Below are 25565 nucleotides of genomic sequence, written 5' to 3'. Positions count from 1 at the left end.
GTGCCTGTGAGTCGCAGCTGGCTGGGAAGACGTTCGCCTGGCTGGACGAAGGAACGGAGACCGGCTTCACTGGCTGAAGGCAGTTGTGTGCTCCTGGTCAGCGCAGACCCTACCGTATGGAAACATTACTGCGGGGAAACATCAGCAGAGGATTGTCGGTGAATCTCGGCGGTATATGAACAAGCGCTGAGACTTGAGCCAACATCACGCAATATTCCTTGTTCGTCCTTGCCTCATCCCCGCTGTTATCTAAGACTAGGGGAACGGCCGCAGACAGCGGCGTTACGCTACTGAAAAGGAGTTCACCGTGGGAATCGGAGATTTCGCAGACAAGGCCAAAGACGCCGTCAACTCTGAACAGGGACAAAATGTGGCCAATCAGGGCCTCGACAAAGCCGCGGACGCAGCTAACAGCGCGACCGGTGGAAAATTCTCCGACCAGGTTGACCAGGGCCGCGAAGCAGCAGGCGATTTCGTCGGCGGAGGAGACAACCAAAGCGGCGGACAGTCTCAGGGCAACCAGGGCGGCCAGGGTGGACCCGGCGGCCAGCAGGGCGGCGGACAGTCGCAGGGCAACCAGGGCAGCCAGCAGGGTGGCCAGGGCGGACCTGGTGGTCAGCAGGGCGGTGGACAGCAGTCCAACACCGGTCAGGGCAACCAGTCCCAGGGCGGCCAGCAGGGCGGTCAACAGGGTGGACCCGGCGGACAGTCGCAGGGTAACCAGGGCAGCCAGCAGGGTGGCCAGGGTGGACCCGGTGGTCAGCAGGGCGGCTTCGACCAGCAGCGCTGATCCTCTCGGCCTCACGCAGTAACTGAAGAGGGGCGGTACTCCCGATCGGGAGTACCGCCCCTCTTGTGTGGCTCTGCAGCGTCACCAAGCGGACGAACCTATGCTGTCGTCACTGGGTAACGGTCACGGCCTGCCTATGCCGGCCGAGGCCCTCGATCTCCATCTCGATGACATCCTCAGCGACCAAGAACGGAAACTTCCCGGACAGGGCCACGCCCTGAGGTGTTCCGGTCAGGATCACGTCCCCCGGTTCCAAGGGCATCGTCTGGCTGAGCTGATGGACGATCTGCCCGACATCGAAGATCAGGTCGCTCGTCGACGAATCCTGTCGTGCCTCACCATTGACCCAGCTGCGCAGTCGCAGGGACCCGGGATCCACCTCGGCGGCGGGCCTGATCCACGGCCCCAGAGGCGTGAAGCCGGGAAGGTTCTTGCCCTTCGACCATTGGCCGCCGGATTCCTCGATCTGGAACCGACGCTCGGACAGGTCGTTGGCCAGCAGGTAGCCAGCCACATGCGAGTACGCGTCCTCCGCCGAGGCGACTCTGAAGGCTCGGGTGCCGATGACCAGTCCCAGCTCGACCTCCCAGTCGGCCTTCGTGGCGTAGGGCGGCAGCTCCAAGTTGTCGTAGGGGCCGGCAATCGTCGAGGGCATCTTGAAGAAGACGACGGGCGCCTTCGGCGGTTCTGCTCCTGCCTCTCGAGCATGCGCCGCATAGTTCATCCCCACGCACACCACCGCCGAGGGGCGTGAGACGGGCGCTCCGATGCGCAGCCTCTCCGCTCCATCGAGGGTTTCGAGTCCTCCTTTGTCCAGTGCAGCACGAACTCGTCCGACGCCGTCGTCGGCAAAGAATTCTGGGTTGATGTCGGTGGTCAGGGGGCGCAGATCGTAGTGGATGTCCTTGTCACGCACTACCGGGATCTCATGGCCGATGGGGCCCAAACGCAGCAATTCCATGCGGTTCCTTTCGTGTTCGTCAGGCTTGCGCATCCGGCCGTCGTTGGACGCATGCACAGTGCAAGCCTGTGGCCCCACGGTAGTGTCGTCTCGCATCCTAAGTTGGAATCGTTCAAGTATTGGACACGTCTTTTGTGGACGTTCGCACAATTATTTCCGCACTGCGGAAATGCAGCCGGTCAGTCCGAATCGGCGCCCTTTTCTACTCTTCCGCCCCAGACCTCGCGCCTTTCTACTCCGCCGAACCGAATGCCGCCGAGGTGTAATCGGATTTCGCACGCCTGGGCACAACGACGATGGGCACCGGTGAATGCTGGAGAATCCTCATCGCGTGACTGCCCAGCGAGACCCGCTTGAGCGCCCCGAGACCGGAGGAGCCGAGCATCATGACCTCAGGATCCTTCCACTCCACTGCGGTCAGCGCACTCGCCCAGTCCGGCCCCGTCCCGATCGCCACGTCGGTTTCGCCGGGCTTGATCTGGAGTCGATCGATCGAGCACAGGATCTCGTCTGTGTCGCGCCGGATCACCTTGGACCATTCGTCGATGACACTGGATTCGACGTCGAGCCCCACCCCCGCCGCCCCGATCACACGCGATCTGGGAGCGAAGGACGCGATGCGGAAAGGCACACCGGACTCGGCAGAGACCGTCGCGGCCCCCAGAATGAGGTCCGCCGAGGTGGACGAACCGCTGTACGCGGCAGTGATCCTGCGTAGGCGAGCCCCCGATGCAGCTCGGTATCCCACGGGTGCCAACGCCACCGGCAGGCCGGCGCTGTGCAGCAGTCCGGTCGATACGGACCCCAATGCGATCCGGCCCGACTTTCCGTCTGCGGAGGGACCGACGACGAGGCGAAAGGCATTCTCCCTTTGGCACATCTCGAGCAGTCCACGTCGTGATGATCGGGCACTGTGGACGAGGCAGGTGAAGTCGATGTCATCGGGAAGGAGCGCCCGAACATCGTCCAGGGCAGCCTCGGCGACACTGCGCAGCTTCTTCTGGTATTCGCTCTCGAAGAGCACGGGAGACATCGGCCAGGCCGCGGAATCGATGGCCACCGCGACGAGCCGATGCCCATAGGACCGCGCGAGCACGATTCCCAACTCAACTGCGGGCCTATTGTCCTGACCTGGCGCAATACCGACGACGATGCTCATTATTTCCCTCCTGCGGGATCGGATCCCTCAATGCTGTCACGTGCTGCCCGTTGCTTGCCGAGGACAGAGGATCTGCGGCCGAAGATGAAGTACAGGCCGAGGACGACCGCGGTCCAGATGAGGAAGACGACGATCGTGATGATCTGCAGATTGCTGATGATCCAGAGGCAGCCGATGATTGCGAGCACCGGCAGGACCGGGTAGAAGGGCACCTTGAAGCCGCGCTCGAGGTCGGGTTCGCGTACCCGCAGGATGATGACGGCCAGGGACACCACGATGAAGGCGACGAGGGTGCCGATGCTCGTCATCTCGGCGAGGAAGTTCAGGGGGATGAAACCGGCCAGGATGGCGATGACCACGGTCACGACGATCGTGCCTTTGACCGGGGTGAGCGTGCGCGGATTGACGTCGCCGAAGAACTTGGGCATCATCCCGTCACGTGACATCGTGAAGAGGATGCGTGTCTGGCCGTAGATCGAGACGAGGGTCACGGAGAAGATCGAGATCACGGCACCGGCGGCGACGACGGTGCCCGGCCACTGGGCTCCCACGATATTCTCGAGGATCGCCGATAGGCCAGCCGTCTGACCGTCGAAGTCCTGCCAGGGCTGGGCCGACAGTGCCGCGACAGCGACGAGCACATACACGCTGGTGACGATGATGAGGGCGGCGATGAGGGCCCGGGGCATGGTCTTCTTCGGGTTCTTCGTCTCGTCGCCGGCTGTGGCCACTGCGTCCATGCCGACGTAGCTGAAGAAGATCAGGCCGGAGCCTGCCACCACCCCGGAGAATCCGAAGGGTGCGAAGTCGGCGAAGTTGTCGACGTTCCAGCCGGTGACTCCCACACACACGAAGAACAGGAGCACGCCGATCTTCGTGCACACCATGACGGTGTTGATGACGACCGATTCGCCCGTGCCGCGCACCAAGAGGAAGCAGCACATGGCCAGCAGCAGGATTGCGGGCAGGTTGACGATCCCACCTTCTTCTGGGGCGTAGGCCAGGGCGTGCGGGATCTCGAACCCGAAGAGGTTGAACAGCAGTTGGTTGACGTACTGTGACCAGCCCACGGCGACCGCGGCTCCCGCGACGCCGTACTCGAGGAGCAGACAGGCCGCGACTCCCATCGCCGGCAGCTCGCCGAGTGTGGCGTAGGCGTAGGAATAGGAGGAACCGGAGACGGGCACGCTGCCGGCCAGCTCCGCATAGCAGATGACCGCGAGGCCAGCGACGAGGCCGGCGATGACGAAGGACCAGATGACTGCGGGTCCGGCCACAGGAACGGATTCCGACAGGATGAAGAAGATGCCGGTGCCGATGGTCGACCCGACGCCGATCATCGTCAGAGAGAACAGCCCGATCGTGCGCTTGAGGTCGCTCTCCGTCTCCTCGCCCTGCTGTGGGACCGGCTTCACCCGGAAGAGCTGCTGTCGCAAAGTCGCCATTGTCATTCCCCAGACATCGTCGTCCTACTGAGCATGAGCACCGGAACTGTCGATCATCGCCGATGACCGCCAGCCCTGATCCGGCACTTTCGATACTGCGACCTTACGACAGTCCTGCCTCGCCGAGGTGGTCCGAAGTTGAAATCATGGGTGCGAAATCGGTCGTTCGGGACAGTCAGAATCGGAGCCTGAGACTATCGGCACTGGTCAGAACGCTTGTCCGTGTCCAACGAAAATCCTATTCAACAAAACGGTTGAATACGTGAGGGCATCGGCCTACAGTTGTCTTTAACCTACTAGTTGAATACAGAATGGAGGGTCAGTGGACGATCAGCTGACGAAGGTGTTTTCGGCCCTGGCCGACCCCACTCGACGAGACATGGTGGCCAGGCTGTCCATCGCCGATGCCACGGTCAATGAACTCGCCGAACCTTATGAGGTCAGCGTCCAGGCCGTGTCGAAACATCTCAAGGTCCTCGAGGACTCCGGACTGGTCACTCGCACCCGGGACGCCCAGCGCAGACCAGTCCACCTCGAAGACAATGTGTTCGATCTGATGACGAAATGGATCGAGAGATATAGGCGCCAAGCCGAAGACCGCTACCAACGCCTCGACGCAGTCCTGGAAACGATGGACGCACACGAGGACGCACACCAGATGGACTCCGCAGCCGCCTCGGCGAAGGAATCCACGCAACACTCACGCAAAGGAGCATGACATGACCACCACCAACGACACCGACTACTCAACCCTGAAACTCGAGGTGCCTGAGGGGACTCAGACCGTTTCGATCACTCGCGATTTCGCGGCCACACCGGACAAGGTGTTCCGCGCCCACATCGACCCCGAACTCTTCGTGAAATGGTGCGGACCCGACACGATCACGAACACGATCCGGGAATGGGACCCGCAGACCGGCGGGAACTGGAGCTACCTCTCCACCGATGACAACGGCGAGTACGGCTTCTTCGGGTCTTTCCACGAGGTGCGGGAGAACGAACGCATCGTCCAGACCTTCACCTTCGAGGGCTTCCCAGATGCCGTGAACCTTGAGATCCTCACACTCACCGACCTCGGCGATGGACGGACCCGCCTGGCCTCGACCTCGGTCTTCGACTCTCTCGAATCCCGGGACGGCATGGTCGCCTCAGGCATGGAACACGGCATTCGCGAGGGCTACGACAAACTCGAGAAGATGCTCGCAGAAGATCAGTGAGGCCTGACGCTCCCGCTGAGACGCAGGAGCTGCGCGGCCTGGGCATGGTCCCAGGCCGCGCAGTCCGATGATCAGACCGCTTCGCGGCTCTTGACCTTTTCCTTCTCTGCGAGGACTCGGTCGCGGATTGCAAGGAAACAGGAGACGGCATCGCCTGCGGCTGAGACGAGCTGCTTCGTGCTGCCTCGCCGCACATCACCGGCGGCGTAGACGCGATCCATGGATGTCCTGTGATCGGCGCCGGTGCAGATATAGCCCGGTCCGTCGCATGTCGAGCAGAAGTGGATTCGACTCCCCAGCAGCGCCTCCTCACCCGGCACGCCAAGTGTGCGATAGGTCGTCCCGGTCGCCAGCACCTCTTGAGATTGCCTGAGGCCGTGGCGTCATTGCCAAGCACTGACATGGTTCTCCTAATTATTTGAAGATTTCAACTGTGCGTGGAAATCTATGTGAGCGAGCCCACATTCGCACATAATGAAGTGATGTGCAAGACTTCCACTAGAAGTTGAAATAGGCTCATCGCGCAGAGGAGAAGGCCAGTGACAGCGCTCAATTCGGATCGCTACGACCAGAAGGTTCGGGAGACCCTCGAGCTTCTGGCGGGGATCAGCGAGCCTCTCGCTCGGGCCCTGGGCGAAGGCTGCGAGGTCGTCATCCACGATCTCACCAATCTCGACAACTCGGTCTACGCCATCGCCGGAGAGGTCACCGGCCGTGAGGTGGGCGCCCCACCGACCAACCTGCTTCTGCAGCACGTTCTCAGCGGGGCGCAGGGCGATGTCATCGGCTATCCGACGTCGCTGCCCGACGGGCGCACCGGCCGGTCGAGCACGATCATCATCCGCGAACCGGAATCGGGCACACCGATGGCCGCGCTGTGCCTCAACATCGACGTCACCAACGTCAAGTTGGCCCACGACATGCTCGGCTCGCTGCTCGCGACGCCTCCGCCGGTCGCCGAAACCAGCGAGGAGCCCGACACCGGTGAGGTCTTCCCCCACACCGTCAGCGAACTGACCGCGCAGATCGTCGCCGAGGTGATCTCCAGCGCCGATGTCCCCGTCGAACTGATGAAGAAACCCCACAAGCTCGAGGTCGTCGCTGAACTCGACCGCCGTGGAGTCTTCCAGGTCAAAGAGGCTGTGGCCGGAGTCGCCTCGGCGCTGGACGTCACCCGATACACGATCTACAACTACATCAACGAGCTCCAAGGCAGAGCCCCGGAAGGACAGTCATGACCGATACCCACGATCACGCGTTCGCCCCAGTCGAAGACGACATCGACCGCTACGATCCGCAAGCCCGCCAGTGGCTGGCCGGAGCCATCAGGGCGGTGAAGTCTGATGCCAACAGGTCGTCGGACACGCATCTGCTGCATGTGCCGTTGCCTTCCGATTGGGGAATCGATCTCTATCTCAAGGACGAGTCGAGCCATCCCACCGGGTCCCTCAAACACCGTTTGGCCCGCTCGCTCTTCCTCCACGCACTCTGCAACGGGTGGATCAAGCCCGGTCGCCCGGTGGTGGAGGCTTCCAGCGGTTCGACCGCGGTCTCCGAAGCGTATTTCGCCCAGCTCATCGGTGTCCCGTTCATTGCAGTAATGGCTCGGTCGACGAGTGCTCAGAAGATCTCCCTCATCGAGTTCTACGGCGGCACCTGCCATTTCGTCGACAACGCCAATGAGGTCTATGAGGTCGCAGCCGATCTTGCCGCGGAGTCCGGTGGTCACTACATGGACCAGTTCACCTATGCCGAACGCGCTACGGATTGGCGCGGCAACAACAACATCGCCGAGTCGATCTTCGACCAGATGGCGAGTGAGACTCATCCCGAGCCGTCCTGGATCATCGCCACCGCTGGCACAGGCGGCACCTCGGCGACCCTGGCCAGATACGTTCGCTACACCGGCCGGGCCACCGGAATCTGTGTGGCCGACCCGGACAATTCGGCCTTCTTCGCCGGATGGCGGGACCAGGACCCGTCGGCGACGACTGATCAAGGATCCCGCATCGAGGGCATCGGGCGGCAACGGGTCGAAGCGAGCTTCATCCCTTCGAGCATCGACCGGATGATGCATGTCCCGGACGCTGCCGCCATCGCCTCCATCCAGCTTCTTGAGACACTGATGGGACGTCGCGCCGGAGCGTCAACCGGCACCGGCCTGTGGGCCGCGTTCCGCATCGTGTCGCAGATGAAGGCGGCAGGAGAGACGGGCAGCCTGGTGTCCCTGATCTGCGACCCCGGCGAGCGCTACCTCGACAAATACTATTCCGAGCGGTGGCTGGCCGAAGCCGACCTCGACACCACCGGCTACCGCACCCGCCTCGAAGAATTCATGACGACAGGAGTCCTCTGATGAGCAGCGAATCAACCACCACACCCGAAGCCCGTCTCCACAACCTCGGCCTGGAGATCCCCGCAGTCGCCGCTCCTGTGGCTGCCTACGTTCCGGCGGTGCGCACCGGAGGCCACATCTACACCTCAGGCCAGCTTCCCGTACAGAACGGGCAGCCGATCCACAGGGGAAAGGTCGGCGCCGAGGTCACTCTCGAAGAAGCGCAGGCCGCGGCTCGTCAGTGCACCCTCAATGCCCTGGCTGCCATTCGCGCGATCACCGGTGAACTCTCGACGATCACCCGCATCGTCAAGGTCACGGGCTTCGTCGCCAGCGCCCCGGACTTCACCGCTCAGCCGCAGGTCATCAATGGTGCCAGCGAGCTTCTCGGCGAGGTCTTCGGCGACGCCGGGATCCACGCCCGCAGCGCAGTGGGCGTGGCAGTCCTGCCTCTGAATGTCCCGGTCGAGATCGAGATGATCGTCGAAGCCTGAGAGTCCTTCGCGGCAAAGGACCCTTAGGTCGCTTTCTCGGCCATCATGGCGAAGTACGAGTCGCGGCTGCGACGAACGTGCTGGCCCATCACCTCGGCGGCTTTGGCTTCCTGCCCTGCATCGATGGCCGCGATGATGTCGCGGTGCTCCGGCCAGGCCTGAGGGCCGCGGCGGGTCACGTTGAGTGAGTACAGCCATTCGATCTTGCCCGAGATCTGGCGCAGGAGGCTGACGAAGGAGAGGCTGCCGCTGAGTTCGGCGATGGCGAAGTGGAACCGCATGTTGAGCACCGCGAGGTCCTCGTAGCGTTCCTGGCCGATGACGATGTCGCCGGCGGCGAGGATCTCATTGATCTCCTTGCGGATCGTCCGCCACCGTTCGTCGGGTGCCTCACCGTTGCTCTGCTGCCCAGCGCGCTTCGCTGCTCGCTTGGCGGTCGCGGATTCGAGGACGATGCGGATCTCGAACAGGTCCTCGGCATCCTCGGTCGGTGAGGGCGCGACCATGCTGCCGCTGTAGGGCCGGGACTCGACGAGCCCCTCGGCCTCGAGAGAACGCAGCGCCTCACGAATCGGGATCCGGGAGACCGCGTACTGCGTCGCCAAAGCAGCCTCGCGGAGTTTGCCGCCGGGCGGGTGCACACCCCTGATGATGTCGAAGCGGATCTGCGCCCCGACGCTGACGCTGCTCGATGTCGAAGAAGCGGTCGGTGCGGACTCGTGGGCCGAGGCAGAGCCAGACACCGAGGCGAGGCCTGCAGCGGACTCTGAAGTGGAACCAGGCTCAGGCATTGAGCAGACCCGACCCGGGCACGGCAGCCAGGAGCTTCTGCGTGTACTCCGCAGTCGGACGGTCGATGACATCTCTCGTTGCGCCTGCCTCGACGACTTCCCCGTTCTTCATCACAACAACATCGTCGGCCAAGTTCGCAACAACTGCAAGATCGTGCGTGATGAACAGGCAGCTCACGCCAAGCCCCGACTGCAGCTGACGAAAAAGCTCGAGAATCTGCTCCTGGACCAGAACGTCGAGGGCAGACACCGCTTCGTCACAGATGAGGAGCTCAGGTTCGCTGATCAGGGCACGCGCGATCGCAATCCTCTGCCGCTGCCCACCGGAGAGCTCAGCAGGCCGACGCTCGAGCATCGACGCGGGCAGAGCCACCTGATCGAGCACCTCGGCGACCTTGCGTTTCCGCTCGACCTGCGTACCGACCTTGAACACGTCGAGGGGCTCGCGGATGATCCGTTCGATGCCCCACATCGGATTGAGAGAGGAGAACGGGTCCTGGAACACCGGCTGGCTGAAGCGCCGCAGAATGCTGCGTTCGGCGCGTGAACTCGCGTCGACGTTGCGTCCCCCGGCGAGGATCTCGCCGCTGGTGCCCCTCTCCAGGCCGAGCACGATCTTCGCGATCGTCGACTTCCCTGACCCGGATTCTCCGATCACTGCGGTCGTCTGCCCGCGCTTGGCCGTGAAGCTCACCCCGTTGAGGGCATGGACTTCCTTGCCGCGCCCGTGCAGCTTGTAGATCTTGTGCAGATCGTTGACCTCGAGCACATTCGCCGAGATGGCCTCTCCGTCGACTCTGCCTTCGCCGACTCCCACTGCAGGAGTTGACCCCGCGGCCCCGAGAGCACGACTCGGCTCCCGGCCGACCACAATGCTGGGTGCGGCCTTGACCAGGGCTTTTGTGTACTCATCCTGGGGGTCTCCGAGGACCTGCTGCGGTGTTCCACGTTCGACAACGCGTCCGTCGTTCATGACGAGGATGGTGTCGGTTCGCTCCCCCGCAACACCCAGGTCGTGAGTGACGAAGAGCAGCGAAGTCCCGCGCTCGGTGACGAGTTTCTGCAGGTGGTCGAGGATCTGCTTCTGCACTGTCACGTCGAGAGCGGAGGTCGGTTCGTCGGCGATGATGAGATCCGGTTCGCCGGACAGGGCGATTGCGATGAGGATCCTCTGCCGCATACCGCCGGAGAATTCGTGCGGATATGACCGTCGCCTGTTCTCCGCATCCGGGATTCCGGCTTCGGTCATCAGGCGTACGACATTATGGGTCACCTCGGCGGAGTTCGACATTCCGTATGTCCGCAGCGCGTCAGCGATCTGATCACCCACGCGCATGCTCGGATTGAGGCTGGCCATGGGGTCCTGCGGCACCAGGGCGATCGATCGGCCGCGCAAAGTCTGGAGTCGCGCCCGATCTGCTCGAACCAGGTCCTCGCCGCGGTACTTCACGGCCCCGGAGCTGACATGACCCGTTCCCGGCAGGAGCCCGAGGATCGCGCTGATCGTCGTGGACTTGCCTGACCCTGACTGACCGACGAGAGCCAAGCGCTCCCCCGGCGCCAAGGTGAAGCCCACATCGTGGAGCACAGGCGCCTCATAGGAGACTTCGAGGCCGGAGACCTCGAGGACGAAATCGGACAGTTCCACACCGCCGCTGGTCTCTGTGCTCATCATCTTCCTGCCGCGTATCCCTGAGCACCGCGCGGGTTGGCCCCTGCGGTGAGACGTCCGGTGGCCGGGTCCCGTGTCACGCAGGAGAGCCTGCCCAGTTCCCAGTCGCCGGCCTTGGTCACGACATGGCCGCGTGCGATGAGCCCGTTGATGACGTCTTCGCCGAGGCGGTCCTCGACGACCGCACCGCCGGGAACCCAGGTGCGCGGCCAGAATGACCCTGCCAGAGCGGTCGTGTGCAGTGCCGGTGCGTCGATTGCCTGCTGAGGTGCGTAGCCGCCGACGAGCATGCGCAGAATCAGCAGCAGCTGCCACTGTTCCTGCTGGTCACCTCCGGGGGAGCCGAGGGCGATGACCGGCTGCCCGTCCTTCGAGATCAGGGTCGGAGTCAGTGTGGTGCGGGGACGCTTGCCCGGGGTCAGCGCCGAGGGCGCTGTGTCATCAAGCCACATCATCTGCAGCCGAGTACCCAGGCAGAATCCGAGTTCCGGGACGATCGGTGAGGACTGCAGCCACCCACCAGAAGGAGTGGCGGAGATGATGTTGCCCCAGCGGTCAACAACATCGATGTGGCAGGTGTCGCCGTTATTGACGCCGTTTTTCTGCACAGTCGGCTCGCCGATGCCGGCTTTCGCCATGGACTCCTTGTCCGCACCTTCGAGCACGAGTGGCGGGGTGAATGTAGAAGCGGTCCCTGCACGGTCGGCACCCGGTCGGAATTCGAGTGAAGCCTGATCGGTGATGAGTTCGCGACGGCTGGCCGCGTAGTCTTCGCTGAGCAGCCAGTCGAGGTCGACATCTCCGTCCCCGTAGTAGGTATCGCGGTCGGCCATCGCCAGTTTGAGTGCCTCGAGGATCGTGTGTGCACCGATCTCGGTCGAGGGGTCGAGTCGTTCGTCGTCGAGGCCGTCGAGGATCTTCAGCGTCTGCAGCAGCACCGGGCCCTGGCCCCAGGCTCCGATCTTCGCAATCGAATAGCCGCGGAAGTCGATCGTCACCGGCGTTTCGAAGTGTGCGTCGAATCCTGCGAAGTCCTCAGCTGTCAAGACTCCCGCGTGGTCACCGCCGGTCGAATGTCGGTGCGGAGTCGAGATGAAATTCGCGAACGACTCGGCGACGAACCCGGACTTCCATTCCTGACGTGCCGCGGAGACTCTGGCGGCACGCCCTTCTACGCCTTCACCTGCGGCAATGAGCTTCTTCAAGACTTCAGCATAGGGACGGTTGTAGACGAGGTCGCCCGTCTTCGGGATCTGACCTTGTGGCATCCACTGAGCTGCCGACGTGGGCCAGTGTTCGGTGAAGAGCTCCTGCACACGTTCGATGGTGCCGACGACCCGGCTGAGGACGGGGTGACCGTTCTCGGCGTAGTCGATAGCGAATTCGAGGACGTCGGCGAGTTCCCAGGTGCCGTGGTGTTCGAGCAGGTTGAGCCAGGAATCGACGGCCCCGGGCACCGCAGAGGCGAGCGCTCCTGCCCCGGGAATCATGTCGAGGCCCTCACTGCGGTAGTGCTCAATGGTGGCAGCGGCCGGCGCGGGGCCCTGCCCCATCATGATCTTCGGGTTGGCCGGGTCTTCGGCGGTGGCGAAGATCCCCGTCATGTCGCCACCGGGGCCGTTGAGGTGAGGTTCGACGACGTGGAGGAGGAAGGCTCCCGCCACGGCCGCGTCGAAGGCGTTTCCACCTCGTTCGAGAACCGCCTGTGAAGCTGCTGTCGCCAACCAATGGGTGGAGGCGGCCATTCCGAAATGACCTTCCAGGGTGGGCCGGGTTGTGAAGACTGCGGGTGGGGTGAACGACACGTCAGTGTCCCTTCTTCGAGTTGGGGTCGAGGGCGTCGCGCAGGGCGTCCCCGAAGAGATTGAAGGCCAAGCAGATGACCAGGATCGCCAGTCCAGGGAATAGGGCGGTCGACGGCGCACGGAAGATGTACTGCTGCGCGTCGGAGAGCATGATGCCCAAGCTGGGTGAGGGCGGTTGGATGCCCAAACCGAGGAAGGAGAGGATCGATTCTCCAATCACGGCAGTCGGAATGATGACAGTGGCCTGCACGATGATTGCCGAGGCGATGTTGGGCAGAATGTGCATGCCCAGAATACGTGCCTTCGATGCGTCGGTGGCGATTGCGGCCTTGACGAAGTCGGCCGATTTCAAGCGCATCGTCTCGCCTCTGACGACTCGGATCATCGTGGGCACTTGCGAGATGCCCAGGGCGATAGCCGCATTGGCCAGGCTGGGCCCGGAGATGGCCGCGAGTCCGACTGCGATGATGAGGAACGGAAACGCCAGGGTGACGTCGGTCAGCCTGGAGATGACCGAGTCGAGGCCCCGGAAGTATCCGGCCAGCAGCCCCAGGGGCGTGCCGACGATCACGGCCAGAGCCACCGCCAGGAGTCCGACCTGCAAGGAGGCGCGGACGCCGAAGGCGAGTCTGGAGAGGATGTCGCGTCCCAGATCGTCGGTGCCGAAGACATAGCCGATCGTGCCCGGCACTTGGAATGGAGCTTGGAAGTTGGTCTGCGCGAACCCGTACGGGGCGATCAGTGGTGCGAAGAGTCCGATGAGTACGACGACGGCGACCATGACGGAGCCGATGAGCCCCATCGGGTTGGACAGGATTGAGCGCAGCAGCCACCAGACCCGGTTGTTCGAGGCCTGGAATTCGGGGTCGAGTCCCTGTGTGTTCTTGTCGGTGTTCGTGACGATTGGGGTGGTCATGAGGCGTCCTCGCTGACTCGGATCTGTGGGTTGATGACCGAATAGAGGATGTCGACGGCCAGGTTGATGAGAATGTAGGAGGCGGTGATGACGAGGACGACCGCTTGGATCACCGGATAGTCACGGGAGAACACCGCATCTAGGGTGAGTTTGCCTAGGCCTGGCAGCGCGAAGATCCTCTCTGTGACAACGGCTCCGGAGATCAGACCGCCCAGTTGCAGGCCGATGATCGTGACGAGGACGATGAGTGAGTTGCGCAGTCCGTAGCGGAAGAGCACCCGTGGCCTGGACAGCCCCTTGGCTCGTGCCATGCGCACATAGTCGGTGCCCATGCTCTCGATCATCGACGCTCTGGTCTGGCGGGTAATGACCGCGGCCAGGCTGGTGCCCAGGATCACTGCCGGCAGAGTGAGGTAGTAGATGCCGCGGATCGGGTCGGAGAGGACGTCGACGTACCCCGAGGCGGGGAACCAGCCGAGGATGACGGCCAAGCCCATGATCGCTAAGAGTCCGAGCCAGAAGTTCGGGACCGAGAGCCCGAGGAGAGCAATGAAGTTGCTGCCCAGCTCGGGCCATTTCCCGCGGAAGCGTTCTGCAATCATGCCCAGGGTGATGCCGACGATGACGGCGACGACGATCGCGTAGAGCGACAGCCACAGGGTCACGGGCAGGGTGGTCGCGATCATCTCGGTCACGGCCAGCCCGGTGCGCGTGGATTCTCCGAGGTCGCCGGTGACGATCGAGCCGAGGAATTTCACGAATTGGACGAGCAGCGGCTGGTCGAGTCCGAGGTCGGCCCGGATCGCGTCGAGTCGTTCGGGTGTCGCCTCTTCGCCGGCCATGGCCAGTGCAGGGTCGCCGGGCAGCATGCGCACACCGAAGAAGATGACGATGCCTGAGAGCACGAACGTGATGAAGGCGTGGAAGATCTTGGTGAGTACGAATCGAGTCATCGCTGACCTTCCTTCTTCAGAAATCCAGCTTCGGAGAGATGGACGACGCCGTCGGAGTACACATCTATGCCTGCCACGTCATCGGTGTAGGCCGTGAGGTTCTTCTGCCGGTAGAGGTAGATGATCGAGTTGAGCTCAGCGGTGCGCTGCGAGGCTTCACCGTAGAGTTTCTTGCGCTCATCCATATCTGTGGCCTCGCTGGCGCGGGTGAGCAGTCCGCTGAGCTCATCGTCGTCGACTCCAGTGACGTTGTTGGCGGCTCCTGGGTAATGGAAGGTGTAGAGGTTTCCATGCGGGTCGACGCGGCCGGACCAGCCCAGTTGGAGGAGCTCGTAATCGCCGCGGTCCTGGGCATCGAGCAGTGCCGTGTATTCCATCGGCTGGACCTTGATGTCAAATCCTGCCTCTTTGGTTGCGGCTTGGACGGCTTGGGCGAAGCGAAGGGTGTCCTGAGTGTTCGAGACCTTCATATTCACCTTGAGCGGAAGCTCGACTCCGGCATCTTCGAGAAGCTTCTTCGCGGCTTCGGGATCGTAGTCGACACACTCGTTGCTTGCTTCAGTGGCGAAGGGGCTGTCCGGGGAGATGCCTGAACAAGCTGGTGAGAACCATCCGTTGAAGACAGTGTTGACCAGGGCCTTGCGATCGATAGCCATCGACAGCGCCTTGCGCACCTTCGGGTCCTGGCCCAGTGGTGTCTCAAAGTTCTCCGGATTGTCGCCGAACCCCATGTTCACGGTCAGCCCCTGGTATCCCAGGGAGTTCGACTGCAGGAGACCGATGCCGGACTCCTCCTTGAGGGCGTCGATGTCCTGGGGCGAGATCGTGTCCGCGACTTGCACATCGCCGGAGCGGATGTTCGCGGCGCGAATGTTCGCATCCGACATGATCTGATAAGTGATCGAGTCGAGGTGCACCTTGTCTGCATCGTAGTAGTTGGGATCTTTGACGACCTTGATCGAGGTCTGTGCGATGCGTTTCTCGAACTTGAACGGCCCCACGCATACCGGGTTGTCGCCGAAGTCCTCGCCCGCTTCGTCGAGGGCTGTCGGCGACATGATCATCCCGGCACGATCGGCCAGGGCCGCGGTGAAGGGCGCGAAGGGCTCGTCGAAGGTGACTTCGAGGGTGTGGTCGTCAACGGCGCTCACATCGTTGATCGGGCCGAGTTCGGCAGACCGGGAGGAGTCTTCGAGATTGAGCCCGCGTTCGATGGTCGTCTTGACCGCCTCGGCGTCGAAGTCGGTGCCATCTGCGAATCGCACACCGTCCTTGACCGGGATACGTACGGTCTTTCCGTCTTTGGAGATTTTCGGCAGCGAGGTTGCGAGCATGGGTGTGATCTCACCGTCGGCATCGATGTCGTAGAGCTTCTGACACATCGTCTGCATCACGTAGCGGGTGTAGAGGGAGGACGACGTCGTCGGGTCGAGGCGATCCGGTTCCGACGACAGCGCCATGACGAGATCGCCACCTTCCCTGAAAGCTCCCTCGTCGGCATCGACCGACTTCACGTCGGGCCGCTCAGGCGGTTCACCGAGCGGTTGAACCGGCACGCATCCGGCCAGCAGGACGACGCTGGCAAGCACCGCCGTTATCCGTTTTTTCACGCGCACTCCTGTGTGAGCATCACATTCAGCATTGATATTTGCATACAATCTAGCGGGTGATTATGGTTTTGTATACAAACTTCCAGGAGATTCCGAATCCTGGGATCCCGGGCCGCTGAGTCGGTCTGGCGACCGGAGATGATTCGGGTTCCGAGACCACCAGAGTTCGCAGGCGAGCTCGACGAAAGGGGCGCAATGACACGTCGACTCGATCTGGCCATGCTGCTGGTGCTGACATTCTCGACCGGCATGGTCGATGCGATCGGCTACTTGGGCTTCGATAAGGTCTTCACCGGGAACATGACGGGCAACGTCGTCATCCTCGGCATGGGCTTGGCCGGAGCCGAGGACACTCCGGTCCTGCGTCCCGCCTTGGCCCTCGTATTCTTCATGCTGGGCGCAGCTCTGGGCGGACGCACTCTCGGGCGGATCGGCGAGGAATGGCACCAGCGCACCACGATCATCTTCACCGGAGTGGCCATCGGCTGTGCCGGTCTGGCCGTCTATGTCGCGCTCATGCCCAACCCTGAAGTGGGAGTGGCCGGAACGATCTTCACCTCGGTGCTCTCGGCACTTATGGGCGCCCAGGCGGCCGCTGCCCGGCGGATGAAGATCGCCGACGTCACCACCGTCGTCGTCACTTCGACGATCGTCGGCTTGGCATCTGATTCACGGCTGGCCGGCGGCGACAGCGTCCGCTGGATTCGTCGTGCGCTGGCCGTCCTGCTCATCTTGATCGGAGCCATCGCCGGTGCTGCGACGCTGATGATCAATCAGTGGATCGGCATCGCCCTTGTCGCGGTCGCGATCGCCGTCGTGACCGTCATCGGCCACAGGGGTGCGAAGAAGCGCGCCCTCGCCGAGGCGGCCGCCTCCCCCGCGCATGTCTGATCACTGCCGTGCGCACCTGTTCACTGCCGTGCATCAGCGAGTTTCAGGCACTCTCGTCTGACGCCTCGGCTCGCGCGCCAGCACCATCTCACGTTCGCGAGCACGCTGCCTGCGCGTGGTGAGCAGGATGACGAGGAAGGCGATGCCTGCGCCGATCGTCGTCTCCAGAGCACGATCGGCGATGACGACGACCTCACCGGCAAATTGGAGGGCCGCAATCAGAATTGCCAGGCCATGCGGCGGCGACCATGGCCCAATAGTGATGCCCCAGGCCCGACATGACACCGATGGAACCGGCCATACCGAGAGCCACGACGTACCGTCCGGCAAGCGCGAAGACTCGCGACCACGGCGGGAGTGGTGCCTCCGTCAGCTGCTGATCAGGCTCTCTCCGGCGTGCCCGGAGTCTGCCGACGAAGCCGAGCACGGACTCGAGGATCGGACGCAGCAGATCCATTGCCTCGGCGGCCAGCCGCACGAGTGAACCGCGCCCGTCGGCTGGATCGGGGATCCTGATGATGAACCCTGCACTGGACGGGCGCTTGAGTCTTTTGGTCACGCCGGCACCGGAGATGATCAGTTCCGTCGACACCCTTGTCGGCGACAGGGTGCCGCCATGTCGAGCGAGCAGGGAGATGACGTCGAACTCGCGGCAGGCAATTCCCTGGGCGGCACGGACCGCATCGCTTCGGGCTTGGACGACCTGCGCGATACGGGAGATTCTCCCCATGAGCGTCACCATCGAGGTGTCGAGTCCGGGGAAGATCGTGTCCCACTGACCCCGGACCTCGTCGATGTAGTCACCCTCCAGGTGACCCCGCGGCAATCAGTTCGATCAGCCGCCTGGTTCCAGCACCGAAACACGGGATGCACGTCAAGACACGCATGTGCGCATCAGTGTCTCGACGTGCAATCCCGTTTTTCGACGAACCGCACCTCCCCGCCGGCGTGGAATCAGCGCACGCCGAGCTTCTTCCACACCACGAGGATCGCGGCCACGCTGAGCGCACCGGCCAGCAGCACCCAGTAGGCGGGAGCCTTGGCATCACCGGTGACGCCGATCAGCCATGCGGCGACCAGTGGTGTCAGCCCACCGAAGATCGCGACCCCGACGTTGTAGCCCAGAGAGAGCCCCGTGCCGCGGACCTCGGTCGGGAAGATGTCGCCCATGACGCTTGCCAGTGGTCCGTAGTAGGCGGCCTTGAACAGCGAGAAGATGGCGACGACCACGATGAGCACGCTCAGCGCATTGGCCGCGACCACCCAGGTGAAGAGCACCCAGGTCAGCACCATCACAGCCAGGGCGGCCGGAATCATGAACGTCAGCCGTCCGACCTTGTCGCAGAAGTGCCCGGCCACCGGAGTGAAGAGGAGCAGGACGATCCCGGAGACCAGGGTCGCCCAGAATCCTGCCGAGGAGGTCATACCCAGGTTGTCCATGGCGTAGGTGGGAACGTAGGTGATGAAGTAGTTGAGGCAGGTCGAGACGGCGATGGCCCCGATGGCCAAGACCACGGCCAGCTTGTGATGGCGCAGAATCCCGCCGATCGCCGCCGACTTCTCCGGCACCTCGGCCGCTGCAGCCGTGAATTCCGGGGATTCGGGGACATGACGGCGGATGTAGAGGCCGACAGGTCCGACCAGCAGGCCCACGATGAAGGGCAGTCGGAAGCCCCAGGTCTCGAGCTGTTCCTGGCTCAGTCCAGTCGTCAGGCTCACGCCGATGATGGAGGCCAGCACGGTCGACATGGCCTGCGAGGTGAACTGCCAGCTGGCGGCAAACCCCTTCCGGTTGGGCAGGTGCTCGACCATGAGCGAAGTCGCTGATCCGAACTCCCCTCCTGCTGCGAACCCCTGGATCAGGCGGGCCAGCAGGATGAGCAGCGGGGCAGCCAGGCCGATGACGTGAGCCGGAGGCATGATGACGATCATCAGCGTGCCCAGGAACATGAGCCAGATCGTCAGCGTCAGCGCCGGTTTGCGGCCCTTGCGGTCGGCAAAGCTGCCGAGCACGATTGCCCCGACGGGACGGATGAAGAAGGACAGGGCGAAGGTGCCCAGTGCCAACATGATCGAGACAGAGTGTCTCTCGGCGGGGAAGAAGGCGACGGAGATGTAGACCGAGAAGTAGGCGTAGATCGAGATGTCATACCATTCCAGTGCATTCCCGATCGAGGCTGCGGCAATCACTTTCCACGGTCGCACAGGCTGAGTGGCCGAGGCGGCTGTCCCGGATACCGCGTGCTCGCTCATTGCGCGGCTCCCGTGCTCTCTGTGGTCACCGTTGCTTCGCCCAGCATCTCTTGCGACGCACCGGGCCTCGTCTCTTTCGAGGTGAACCAGTCATCGGGCCTGGCTCGCATGTCCCAGAACATGCCGGCCATGATTTCGGCACCCTGCTCAAGGATCGAGGTCAGGGCGTGTTCGTCGGGGGCGTGCTGATTGCAGCCGGGGTAGGAATGGGGCACCCACACGGTGGGCAGGCCGAGCACCTCGGCGAAGACATCGTTGGGGATGGTTCCGCCCAGGTTCGGTTCGATCGCGGCCTCAAGCCCGGTCGTTGCCCTGATCGACTCCGCGGCCGCCGCGACGACACGGGCATTCGGGTCGAGTCGGGTGGCCGGCATGCAGTGCTCGGCGATGACCTCGACACCGTGGATTCCCTGGCTCTCCAGGTGCGTGCGCACCGTCGTCTCGAAGTCGTCGATGTCGGTGCCGACGACGAAGCGCAGCTGCAGATGGGCCTCTGCTGCGCCGGGGATCGCGTTGACCACCTGGTCCGGATTCCCCGCTTTGAGTGCGAGTACTTCGATGACGTTGAACGCGAAGACCTTCTCCGCCGAGGTGAGTCCGGGCTCCCCCCAGTCCGAGTCGACTTCGGGTGATCCGTCTTCGACCACTTCGGGCAGTTTCGCAACCGCCTCGAGCACCGAGACTGGTGGATCTTCGGGGCGCAGTGCGGGGATCCGGATGACTCCGCTGCCATCGACGAGGGAGTTGATCGCGGCGGCGAGGACGGTGGCGGAGTTGCGCAGCTTCCCGCCCCAGTTGCCGGAGTGATGGTCGCCGTCACGGTCATGGACGATGAGCCTGAAGTTCAGGGCCCCACGCGAGCCGAGGAAGAGGGTCGGGTATTCGGCGGCGATCCGGGGACCATCGGAGGCGAGGAAGAGGTCGGCGTCGAGCTCGGCCCGGTGAGCGGCGGCGAAGGCCTTGAGACCCAGAGACCCGGCTTCCTCGGCGGTCTCCATGAGGATCTTCACGTTATAGCCCAACGCACCAGCGCCAGGCCCAATGTCCCCACCGGCGCTGGTGTCAAGTGATTCGAGAACGGTTGTGAGCGCCAGGGAATTCACGGTGTGCTGACCTTTGTTGTCGGCGCTGCCTCGCCCGTAGAGTCGGTCGCCGTCGCGGGTGAGCACCCATGGGTCGAGGCCTTGCGCCCATTACGAATCGTGGGCGAACTGCACGTCGCCGTGTCCGTAGAGGAGGACGGTGGGCAGGGTGGGATCTTCGAGGCGTGAGGCGATGAGCAGCGGGTGTTCATCGGATTCGGGATTGTCATGGATCGTCGTGTCGAAGCCCAGTTCCGCGAGCTCCGGGACGATCTCCTCGGCGAGGTAGGCCTGTGCGGCTGCGCCGTTGCCGGTCGCCTGGCTTTCGGTGCGGCGGGCGACTCGAGCGGCCAACAGTTCGAAGAAGGCCTCGCTGCGAACGACGTCTCCGGCCAGTCGGGTGACGGTCGCACGATCCACGGTGCATGCGTTGGATGATCCTGGTTGGTTCGGTGCCGCCTCGGCGCGGTCGGTGCTGTGTTCTGAGGTCATGATTGCAGACTGGCTGAGTCTGGTTCGGATGAAAAGACGGATCGGTCCGGGAGCTGGTGCGAATTCCGCACGGCAAGCGTGCATGTTATGCACAACCGTGCTTAAAATGACGGAATGACCGATATGCGCAGCCTCAATACTCTCCTGGCGCTGGTCGAATACGGTTCGATCCACCTCGCTGCGCGAGCACTGTTCGTCTCTCATTCGACCGCCAGCCGTCAGATCAAATCACTCGAAGACCATTACGGGACGACGCTCTTCGAACGCTCGGTGACCGGCGTGGTTCCCACCGGTCCGGGTCTGGCGGTCGCCGACTTCGCACGGCGGATGGTGGCCGAATCGGAGCTGCTCACCGATTCGTTCGGCACCTATTCCCAAGCGGTGGAGACCATCACCATCGTCACCAGCACAGGTCTGGGTCAGACCGTTGTCGCCGATGCCATCAATCAGGTCATGACCACCACCGATCAGGTGCAGGTCTCGGTCATCGACCGCGGCTCGCTCGGGGCTCTGCAGGTGCTGAAGAACAGGGAGGCGGATCTGTGTGTGAACTTCTCCGTGTCCGACCAGCACACTGACGCGATACCCGGCGTCAGGCAGATCGATCAGATTCAGGCCCGGAACTTCGCGGTCCTCGACAAGAAGCACCCGCTCGCCCGCCGGTCCAGTCTGCGCATCCGCGACCTGGCCGACTACCCGATCGCCACACTGTCCGCCGGCAACACCGCTCGGATGAGGATCGAGCAGGCCGTTCGCGCTCAGGGACAGGTGTTCTCACCGACGATCGAAGCCACCTGCCCAGTGCTCACGATGAGAGCCGTCACGGGAACGAAGATGATCGCAATGATGGCCGAGCGGACCATCCCGCCCAACCTCGCCGAGGCGGGGTGCACTGCCGTGGAACTCGACGACCCCGGCCTCGACGCCCGCTTCATCCAGATCCTGGCCGCCGATCCGCAGCGAGAATCAGACGGTCTGGACCTGATGATCCAAGCCCTGCGCAGGCAGCTAGCCCCGAGGTAGTTCGCCGCACGGGAACCGACTGACCCTTCTCCGGTCCACATCATGGATCCGCCTTCTGCCCCTGACCGGCGACAACCGATAATCGAAGCATGGGCAATGAAGCGCAGACACACGATCTCGACCGGATGAAGATGCGCGGGCGGATCATGCGCCGGTCCGCCTCTTTCAACGTCGCACACGTCGTGGACGATCTGGGTCCGGGCACCGGCGCCCAGAGCATTCAGCGTGCCCTGTCCCTACTGGGACTCGTCGGAATCATCAGCAGCGAGAACCCCGATGGCGCACCCCTGAGTGAGATCGTGGCCATCAGCGGCCGACCGAAAGCCAGCGTGCATCGCATGCTCAACGCCCTCATCGCCATGGGATACGTCGAGCGCTGCGAAGACGGCGGCTACCGCCTCGGCGTGCAGTCCCAGATCATGGGACAGCTGGCGCAGAAGACCGCCGACCCCGCTCTGGAGGAATCCGAGTCGAGTCTGCTCAGGCTCGCCGAGCTCACCCAGGACACCGCCTTCCTCACGCTGCGCACCGGCAGCTACTCGATCTGTGCCCGCCGCGAAGATGGCTTCGGCCCGATCTTCAACAACGCCCTAGCTGTGGGTGATCGTCACCCGCTGGGTATCGGCGCCGGAAGTCTTGCCATCATGACCCAATTCACCGACGCCGAGGTGGACGCCACCTTCGACGCCAACACGCGAATATTCGCGGACCGTTACCCCGAAATCTCTGTGTCCGGGCTCAAGGAGATGATCCGTCGTGGTCGCCATGACGGCTTCGTCCACAACCCGGGCCTGTTCGCCCAGGGCTCATGGGCGATCGGCGTGCCGGTGCGGATCAAGGGCAGAAAACCGCGAGCGTCACTCTCGGTCGCCAGCATCCAGGAACGGATGACCGGGACACGCGTGTACGAGCTTGCCGGCCTGCTCCAGCATGAAGCTCAGCAGATCGCCGATGCCGTAGCCAGCACGGAGGACCAGTCGTGACGAAACCTGACTTTCACCTCGGCGAGCCTGGTGACATCGTCATCCATGCCGGACCCCGGCAGAGCCCTCGGATCATCTCGGTGCCGACCCGCCACAGTGAGCATCTCGTTGAGCTCGCGGAGGGCGATGACCTCTTCGAATCCGTGACCGGCTTCCTCGAATCACTCAGTGTCTCGGGGCTGATGGTGGAGTTCGTCGGCGGAGAGTTCGGTCGGATCAATTTCGTCTATCCGGCCTATGGCCCCGATGCCGAGCACCCCATGTCCTTCACTTCTGAATTCGACTATGAGGGACCCGCTGCGCTGCAACATGCCTCGGCGACGGTGGGGACGAAGGACGGCGCTCCGTTCACCCATATCCACGCCTCATGGACCACCGAGGAGGGCCAAGCCAAGGGCGGTCATCTGCTGCCCGGCACGCTCATCGGGCCTAGGGGTTTGCGGATCCGTGTCTTCGCCCTCACCGATGCGCAACAGCTCAGTGAGGCGGATCCGGAGACGGGGTTCTTCGCGTTCGCGCCGAAGGCGGTGCGCTCCCCCACCCCGGAATCGGCTCCAGGCAACGCCGTCATCTCCCGCGTGCGCCCAGGGGAGCTCATCGACGACGCGATTGTGTCCATCTGCCGTAACGCCGGCTTCGACGCCGCCGAGGTGCGGGCCAGTCTCGGCAGCACCACCGGAGCCGTGTTCACCGCGAGTACAGCACCGTGGCCGGCGGTGGAGTTCACACATCTGACGGGTACGGTCGACGACGCTCTGGGCGAAGACCCCCAGGTGAGACTCACGGCTGAAGTCGTCGATGTCGCCGGAGACGTGCATTCCGGAGTTCTCGCTGCCGGGGCGAATCCGGTGGCGGTGACCTTCGAGCTCTTCGTCCGACAGATGTAGGGTTTGTTGCTGAACCTTTCGACTGTCGATCGGCGAGACTTATCTACGTTTCACGCGATCGGCCCGTCTCGAAAAAGAGCGAGTGACAGTTCCGCTCGGGGCCTCACGATTTAGGCCAGCTGCAAATGCAGCAGCGGGTAGGGGCGTCCCGCATCGTCGGTTTCGCTACGGCCTGCCACGTGGAATCCGCGATGAGTATAGAACTCCACAGCTTGGACATTCTGTTCGTTGACGTCGACACTCTTGATGCCGTGTTCCTTGATCGCGTGGTTCAGAAGTTTTGCACCAATGCCACTGCCGCGTTGTCGCGCGTCGATAAACAGCATTTCCAACTGTCCGTCGAAGACTCCGGAGAATCCCGCTGGACGACCGTCTAGCTCTGCGATGGAGAGTGAAACGGAGGGGAAGTAGTCGGTCTCCAACTTGGATTCGATCTCTCTTCGGTCCCCCTCGGAAAGGAAATCGTGGGTGGCGTTCACCGCGCTTCGCCAGATTGCTACGAGCGGCGGATAGTCTGCTGGCCCCCGGCAGGAACGAATTCTGAGTTCAACCTCACCAGGGTATGACTGCTCGCTCATTCCCCCATTGTGACAGGTGAAGCGAGAGTGCGTCCGGAAAGAAGCATGACGACAAGAGCAAGCGCTGTCAGCGCCGAGGCGACCCACACCGGAGCCAGCAACCCCAACCCGCTCGCAAGCCCGAACGCGCCGAGGACGGGCCCCGCAGCAGCTCCGATATTCAATGCTGCTGTCGCGTACGAACCACTCATCGTGGGCGCTCTTGATGCTGCATACAGCACACGAGTGATCAGGGTGCTGCCAACACCGAATGACAGGAAACCCTGAGCCAGGACAAGGACGAGAAGCGCAACTGGATGCGATGCGAGCACGGTCAACACGATCCACCCCGTCAGCAGCAGCGGTCCACCGACTGCAAACACAAGACCAGGTCGTTGATCGGACAGGCGCCCAGCAGTCGCGACGCCTAGAAATGATCCGATGCCGAACAGCACCAGCGCTATAGACACCCAAACTTCGGCCAGACCCGCGGTCTCGGTCACGACCGGTGCGAGGAACGTGAAGACCGCAAATGTCCCTCCATTGATCAGTGCTCCAAGCACCATTGCCAGAATGAGTCGCGGCTCGGCCAACTGACCAAGCTCCGCACGCAGGCTTGGCGAAGGCGAGCTGGATTCTGTCTGATCGGCAGAGTTCCCGGTGCCTCGAATGACTCCGAAGACCGCCGGAAGGCAGAGAATGGCGATCGCCCAGAATGTCGTTCGCCAGCCCAGCGCCGTGCCGAGCAGAGAACCGGCGGGAACACCGGCGACGGTCGCGATCGTTGTGCCGGCAAGAAGGATCGACAGTGCCCGCCCCTTCCGGTTCGCAGGCACGAGAGTGGTGGCCGTACTCAGTGCTACGGCCAGGAAGCCGGCATTGGCAAGAGCGCTGAGTGCCCGGGTGATCAGGAGTAGAGAGAAGACGGAAGTCATCGCTCCTATGACGTGGCCTCCCGCGAACACAAGGAGACAGATCACCAAAGTGAACCGCGGCGGCCAACGGCGAGCAAACGCTGCCATGACTGGCGCACCGATGACCATTCCGACTGCGAAGGCCGAGGTCAGCAGGCCCGCAGCGCCGACCGAGACGTCAATTTCGGTCGCAATGGCGGGAAGCAGTCCCACCAGCATGAATTCTGAAGTGCCCATGACGAAAACCGCCAAGGCAAGCATGTAGAGAGCAAAAGGCATCGAATACTCCGAAGTGAGAGATCAAGAATTGGTTCTTCTCGTCACTACGGTCAGCC

General features: G+C 63.1%; 25 protein-coding genes and 1 pseudogene. 10 read left to right on the top strand and 16 right to left on the bottom strand.

All coding sequences use genetic code 11. The annotated features are described in order from the left end of the window. The first annotated feature begins 307 nt into the window (after positions 1 to 307). Positions 308 to 790, top strand: a complete 483-nt coding sequence (locus tag BSP239C_RS03010; protein WP_101570127.1) for an antitoxin — start codon at positions 308 to 310, stop codon at positions 788 to 790. Between the two features lie 109 nt (positions 791 to 899). On the opposite strand, the gene BSP239C_RS03005 is transcribed toward BSP239C_RS03010, so the two are convergent. From BSP239C_RS03005 to BSP239C_RS02995, 3 genes are all read right to left on the bottom strand, one after another. Further along, positions 900 to 1751, bottom strand: coding sequence for a fumarylacetoacetate hydrolase family protein (locus BSP239C_RS03005; RefSeq protein WP_101570126.1), 852 nt, complete (start codon positions 1749 to 1751; stop codon positions 900 to 902). A 232-nt stretch (positions 1752 to 1983) separates the two neighbouring features. Beyond that, on the bottom strand, positions 1984 to 2910 hold the full coding sequence (locus tag BSP239C_RS03000; protein ID WP_101570125.1) for a universal stress protein: 927 nt from the start codon (positions 2908 to 2910) through the stop codon (positions 1984 to 1986). Continuing rightward, the gene (locus BSP239C_RS02995) at positions 2910 to 4355 is read right to left on the bottom strand and encodes an APC family permease (protein ID WP_101570124.1); all 1446 of its coding nucleotides are present in this window, start codon (positions 4353 to 4355) and stop codon (positions 2910 to 2912) included. The genes BSP239C_RS03000 and BSP239C_RS02995 overlap by 1 nt, the downstream gene beginning before the upstream one ends. A 322-nt stretch (positions 4356 to 4677) precedes the next feature. On the opposite strand from BSP239C_RS02995, the gene BSP239C_RS02990 reads away from it, so the two are divergent. Next, the gene (locus tag BSP239C_RS02990) at positions 4678 to 5073 is read left to right on the top strand and encodes a helix-turn-helix transcriptional regulator (RefSeq protein WP_101570123.1); all 396 of its coding nucleotides are present in this window, start codon (positions 4678 to 4680) and stop codon (positions 5071 to 5073) included. A 1-nt stretch (position 5074) separates the two neighbouring features. Further along, positions 5075 to 5572, top strand: a complete 498-nt coding sequence (locus BSP239C_RS02985; protein WP_101570122.1) for an SRPBCC family protein — start codon at positions 5075 to 5077, stop codon at positions 5570 to 5572. 71 nt (positions 5573 to 5643) lie between these two features. Here the strand turns inward: BSP239C_RS02985 and BSP239C_RS20665 are convergent, their stop codons facing one another. Continuing rightward, positions 5644 to 5793, bottom strand: a complete 150-nt coding sequence (locus tag BSP239C_RS20665) for a hypothetical protein (protein WP_180958901.1) — start codon at positions 5791 to 5793, stop codon at positions 5644 to 5646. Positions 5794 to 6111: 318 nt separating this feature from the next. Here BSP239C_RS20665 and BSP239C_RS02975 point away from each other — a divergent pair, with 318 nt between their 5' ends. The 3 genes from BSP239C_RS02975 to BSP239C_RS02965 are packed head-to-tail and all read left to right on the top strand — an operon-like array spanning position 6112 to position 8401. Then, entirely contained in the window at positions 6112 to 6810 is a 699-nt protein-coding gene (locus BSP239C_RS02975; RefSeq protein ID WP_101570120.1) for a transcriptional regulator, read from the top strand. Next, positions 6807 to 7928, top strand: a complete 1122-nt coding sequence (locus BSP239C_RS02970; RefSeq protein WP_101570119.1) for a PLP-dependent cysteine synthase family protein — start codon at positions 6807 to 6809, stop codon at positions 7926 to 7928. The genes BSP239C_RS02975 and BSP239C_RS02970 overlap by 4 nt, the downstream gene beginning before the upstream one ends. Continuing rightward, positions 7928 to 8401: a RidA family protein gene (locus tag BSP239C_RS02965; RefSeq protein WP_101570118.1), complete on the top strand. Its 474-nt coding sequence runs from the start codon at positions 7928 to 7930 to the stop codon at positions 8399 to 8401. The genes BSP239C_RS02970 and BSP239C_RS02965 overlap by 1 nt, the downstream gene beginning before the upstream one ends. A 23-nt stretch (positions 8402 to 8424) precedes the next feature. On the opposite strand, the gene BSP239C_RS02960 is transcribed toward BSP239C_RS02965, so the two are convergent. Genes BSP239C_RS02960 through BSP239C_RS02935 form a run of 6 tightly spaced genes read right to left on the bottom strand, consistent with a single transcriptional unit; the run spans position 8425 to position 16148 of the window. After that, positions 8425 to 9192, bottom strand: coding sequence for a GntR family transcriptional regulator (locus BSP239C_RS02960; protein ID WP_257930050.1), 768 nt, complete (start codon positions 9190 to 9192; stop codon positions 8425 to 8427). Then, positions 9185 to 10864, bottom strand: coding sequence for an ABC transporter ATP-binding protein (locus BSP239C_RS02955; RefSeq protein ID WP_180958900.1), 1680 nt, complete (start codon positions 10862 to 10864; stop codon positions 9185 to 9187). Before BSP239C_RS02955 ends, BSP239C_RS02960 begins: the two co-directional genes overlap by 8 nt. Further along, a complete protein-coding gene (locus tag BSP239C_RS02950) occupies positions 10864 to 12669 on the bottom strand; it encodes a gamma-glutamyltransferase family protein (RefSeq protein ID WP_101570116.1) in 1806 nt (601 codons plus the stop codon). The genes BSP239C_RS02955 and BSP239C_RS02950 overlap by 1 nt, the downstream gene beginning before the upstream one ends. Before the next feature lies 1 nt (position 12670). Next, a complete protein-coding gene (locus BSP239C_RS02945; RefSeq protein ID WP_101570115.1) occupies positions 12671 to 13585 on the bottom strand; it encodes an ABC transporter permease in 915 nt (304 codons plus the stop codon). Beyond that, on the bottom strand, positions 13582 to 14538 hold the full coding sequence (locus BSP239C_RS02940) for an ABC transporter permease (RefSeq protein ID WP_101570114.1): 957 nt from the start codon (positions 14536 to 14538) through the stop codon (positions 13582 to 13584). Before BSP239C_RS02940 ends, BSP239C_RS02945 begins: the two co-directional genes overlap by 4 nt. Further along, positions 14535 to 16148 (bottom strand): ABC transporter substrate-binding protein, encoded by a 1614-nt coding sequence (locus BSP239C_RS02935; protein ID WP_257930049.1) that lies wholly within the window; start codon positions 16146 to 16148, stop codon positions 14535 to 14537. Before BSP239C_RS02935 ends, BSP239C_RS02940 begins: the two co-directional genes overlap by 4 nt. Positions 16149 to 16343: 195 nt before the next feature. Between BSP239C_RS02935 and BSP239C_RS02930 the strand changes: the two genes are divergently transcribed. Beyond that, a complete protein-coding gene (locus BSP239C_RS02930; RefSeq protein ID WP_101570113.1) occupies positions 16344 to 17039 on the top strand; it encodes a YoaK family protein in 696 nt (231 codons plus the stop codon). 193 nt (positions 17040 to 17232) lie between these two features. Here the strand turns inward: BSP239C_RS02930 and BSP239C_RS02925 are convergent, their stop codons facing one another. From BSP239C_RS02925 to BSP239C_RS20905, 4 genes and pseudogenes are all read right to left on the bottom strand, one after another. After that, positions 17233 to 17865, bottom strand: coding sequence for a MarR family winged helix-turn-helix transcriptional regulator (locus BSP239C_RS02925; protein ID WP_101570112.1), 633 nt, complete (start codon positions 17863 to 17865; stop codon positions 17233 to 17235). 128 nt (positions 17866 to 17993) lie between these two features. Continuing rightward, complete coding sequence (locus BSP239C_RS02920; protein ID WP_101570111.1) at positions 17994 to 19292, bottom strand: MFS transporter; 1299 nt, start codon at positions 19290 to 19292, stop codon at positions 17994 to 17996. Next, positions 19289 to 20473, bottom strand: a pseudogene (locus BSP239C_RS02915) (M20/M25/M40 family metallo-hydrolase); the annotation flags it as partial. The pseudogene BSP239C_RS02915 and the gene BSP239C_RS02920, both read right to left, overlap by 4 nt. 12 nt (positions 20474 to 20485) lie before the next feature. Next, positions 20486 to 20866: a hypothetical protein gene (locus tag BSP239C_RS20905; RefSeq protein ID WP_219618832.1), complete on the bottom strand. Its 381-nt coding sequence runs from the start codon at positions 20864 to 20866 to the stop codon at positions 20486 to 20488. A 114-nt stretch (positions 20867 to 20980) separates the two neighbouring features. On the opposite strand from BSP239C_RS20905, the gene BSP239C_RS02910 reads away from it, so the two are divergent. From BSP239C_RS02910 to BSP239C_RS02900, 3 genes are all read left to right on the top strand, one after another. After that, complete coding sequence (locus tag BSP239C_RS02910; protein WP_101570110.1) at positions 20981 to 21889, top strand: LysR family transcriptional regulator; 909 nt, start codon at positions 20981 to 20983, stop codon at positions 21887 to 21889. 89 nt (positions 21890 to 21978) lie between these two features. Beyond that, positions 21979 to 22872, top strand: coding sequence for an IclR family transcriptional regulator (locus BSP239C_RS02905; protein WP_101570109.1), 894 nt, complete (start codon positions 21979 to 21981; stop codon positions 22870 to 22872). Beyond that, entirely contained in the window at positions 22869 to 23759 is an 891-nt protein-coding gene (locus tag BSP239C_RS02900) for a PCC domain-containing protein (protein WP_101570108.1), read from the top strand. Before BSP239C_RS02905 ends, BSP239C_RS02900 begins: the two co-directional genes overlap by 4 nt. A 110-nt stretch (positions 23760 to 23869) precedes the next feature. On the opposite strand, the gene BSP239C_RS02895 is transcribed toward BSP239C_RS02900, so the two are convergent. Then, positions 23870 to 24337, bottom strand: coding sequence for an acetyltransferase (locus BSP239C_RS02895; RefSeq protein WP_101570107.1), 468 nt, complete (start codon positions 24335 to 24337; stop codon positions 23870 to 23872). After that, the gene (locus tag BSP239C_RS02890; protein ID WP_101570106.1) at positions 24334 to 25509 is read right to left on the bottom strand and encodes a Cmx/CmrA family chloramphenicol efflux MFS transporter; all 1176 of its coding nucleotides are present in this window, start codon (positions 25507 to 25509) and stop codon (positions 24334 to 24336) included. The genes BSP239C_RS02895 and BSP239C_RS02890 overlap by 4 nt, the downstream gene beginning before the upstream one ends. Positions 25510 to 25565: the final 56 nt, after the last annotated feature.

It is taken from the genome of Brevibacterium sp. 239c, from assembly GCF_900169365.1.
Taxonomy (GTDB): Bacteria; Actinomycetota; Actinomycetes; order Actinomycetales; family Brevibacteriaceae; genus Brevibacterium.
The sequence above is the reverse complement of the archived record's forward strand: the minus strand, read 5'-3'. Positions and strand labels throughout refer to the sequence as shown.

Coding starts and splice junctions, on each gene's coding strand:
- BSP239C_RS02985 (WP_101570122.1), top strand. CDS start 5,075: ATGACCACCACCAACGACACCGACTACTCAACCCTGAAACTCGAGGTG.
- BSP239C_RS02965 (WP_101570118.1), top strand. CDS start 7,928: ATGAGCAGCGAATCAACCACCACACCCGAAGCCCGTCTCCACAACCTC.
- BSP239C_RS03000 (WP_101570125.1), bottom strand. CDS start 2,910: ATGAGCATCGTCGTCGGTATTGCGCCAGGTCAGGACAATAGGCCCGCA.
- BSP239C_RS02930 (WP_101570113.1), top strand. CDS start 16,344: ATGACACGTCGACTCGATCTGGCCATGCTGCTGGTGCTGACATTCTCG.
- BSP239C_RS20665 (WP_180958901.1), bottom strand. CDS start 5,793: ATGGATCGCGTCTACGCCGCCGGTGATGTGCGGCGAGGCAGCACGAAG.
- BSP239C_RS20905 (WP_219618832.1), bottom strand. CDS start 20,866: ATGACCTCAGAACACAGCACCGACCGCGCCGAGGCGGCACCGAACCAA.
- BSP239C_RS02955 (WP_180958900.1), bottom strand. CDS start 10,864: ATGAGCACAGAGACCAGCGGCGGTGTGGAACTGTCCGATTTCGTCCTC.
- BSP239C_RS02970 (WP_101570119.1), top strand. CDS start 6,807: ATGACCGATACCCACGATCACGCGTTCGCCCCAGTCGAAGACGACATC.
- BSP239C_RS02940 (WP_101570114.1), bottom strand. CDS start 14,538: ATGACTCGATTCGTACTCACCAAGATCTTCCACGCCTTCATCACGTTC.
- BSP239C_RS02995 (WP_101570124.1), bottom strand. CDS start 4,355: ATGGCGACTTTGCGACAGCAGCTCTTCCGGGTGAAGCCGGTCCCACAG.
- BSP239C_RS02960 (WP_257930050.1), bottom strand. CDS start 9,192: ATGCCTGAGCCTGGTTCCACTTCAGAGTCCGCTGCAGGCCTCGCCTCG.
- BSP239C_RS02905 (WP_101570109.1), top strand. CDS start 21,979: ATGGGCAATGAAGCGCAGACACACGATCTCGACCGGATGAAGATGCGC.
- BSP239C_RS02895 (WP_101570107.1), bottom strand. CDS start 24,337: ATGAGCGAGCAGTCATACCCTGGTGAGGTTGAACTCAGAATTCGTTCC.
- BSP239C_RS02910 (WP_101570110.1), top strand. CDS start 20,981: ATGACCGATATGCGCAGCCTCAATACTCTCCTGGCGCTGGTCGAATAC.
- BSP239C_RS03005 (WP_101570126.1), bottom strand. CDS start 1,751: ATGGAATTGCTGCGTTTGGGCCCCATCGGCCATGAGATCCCGGTAGTG.
- BSP239C_RS02890 (WP_101570106.1), bottom strand. CDS start 25,509: ATGCCTTTTGCTCTCTACATGCTTGCCTTGGCGGTTTTCGTCATGGGC.
- BSP239C_RS02945 (WP_101570115.1), bottom strand. CDS start 13,585: ATGACCACCCCAATCGTCACGAACACCGACAAGAACACACAGGGACTC.
- BSP239C_RS02920 (WP_101570111.1), bottom strand. CDS start 19,292: ATGAGCGAGCACGCGGTATCCGGGACAGCCGCCTCGGCCACTCAGCCT.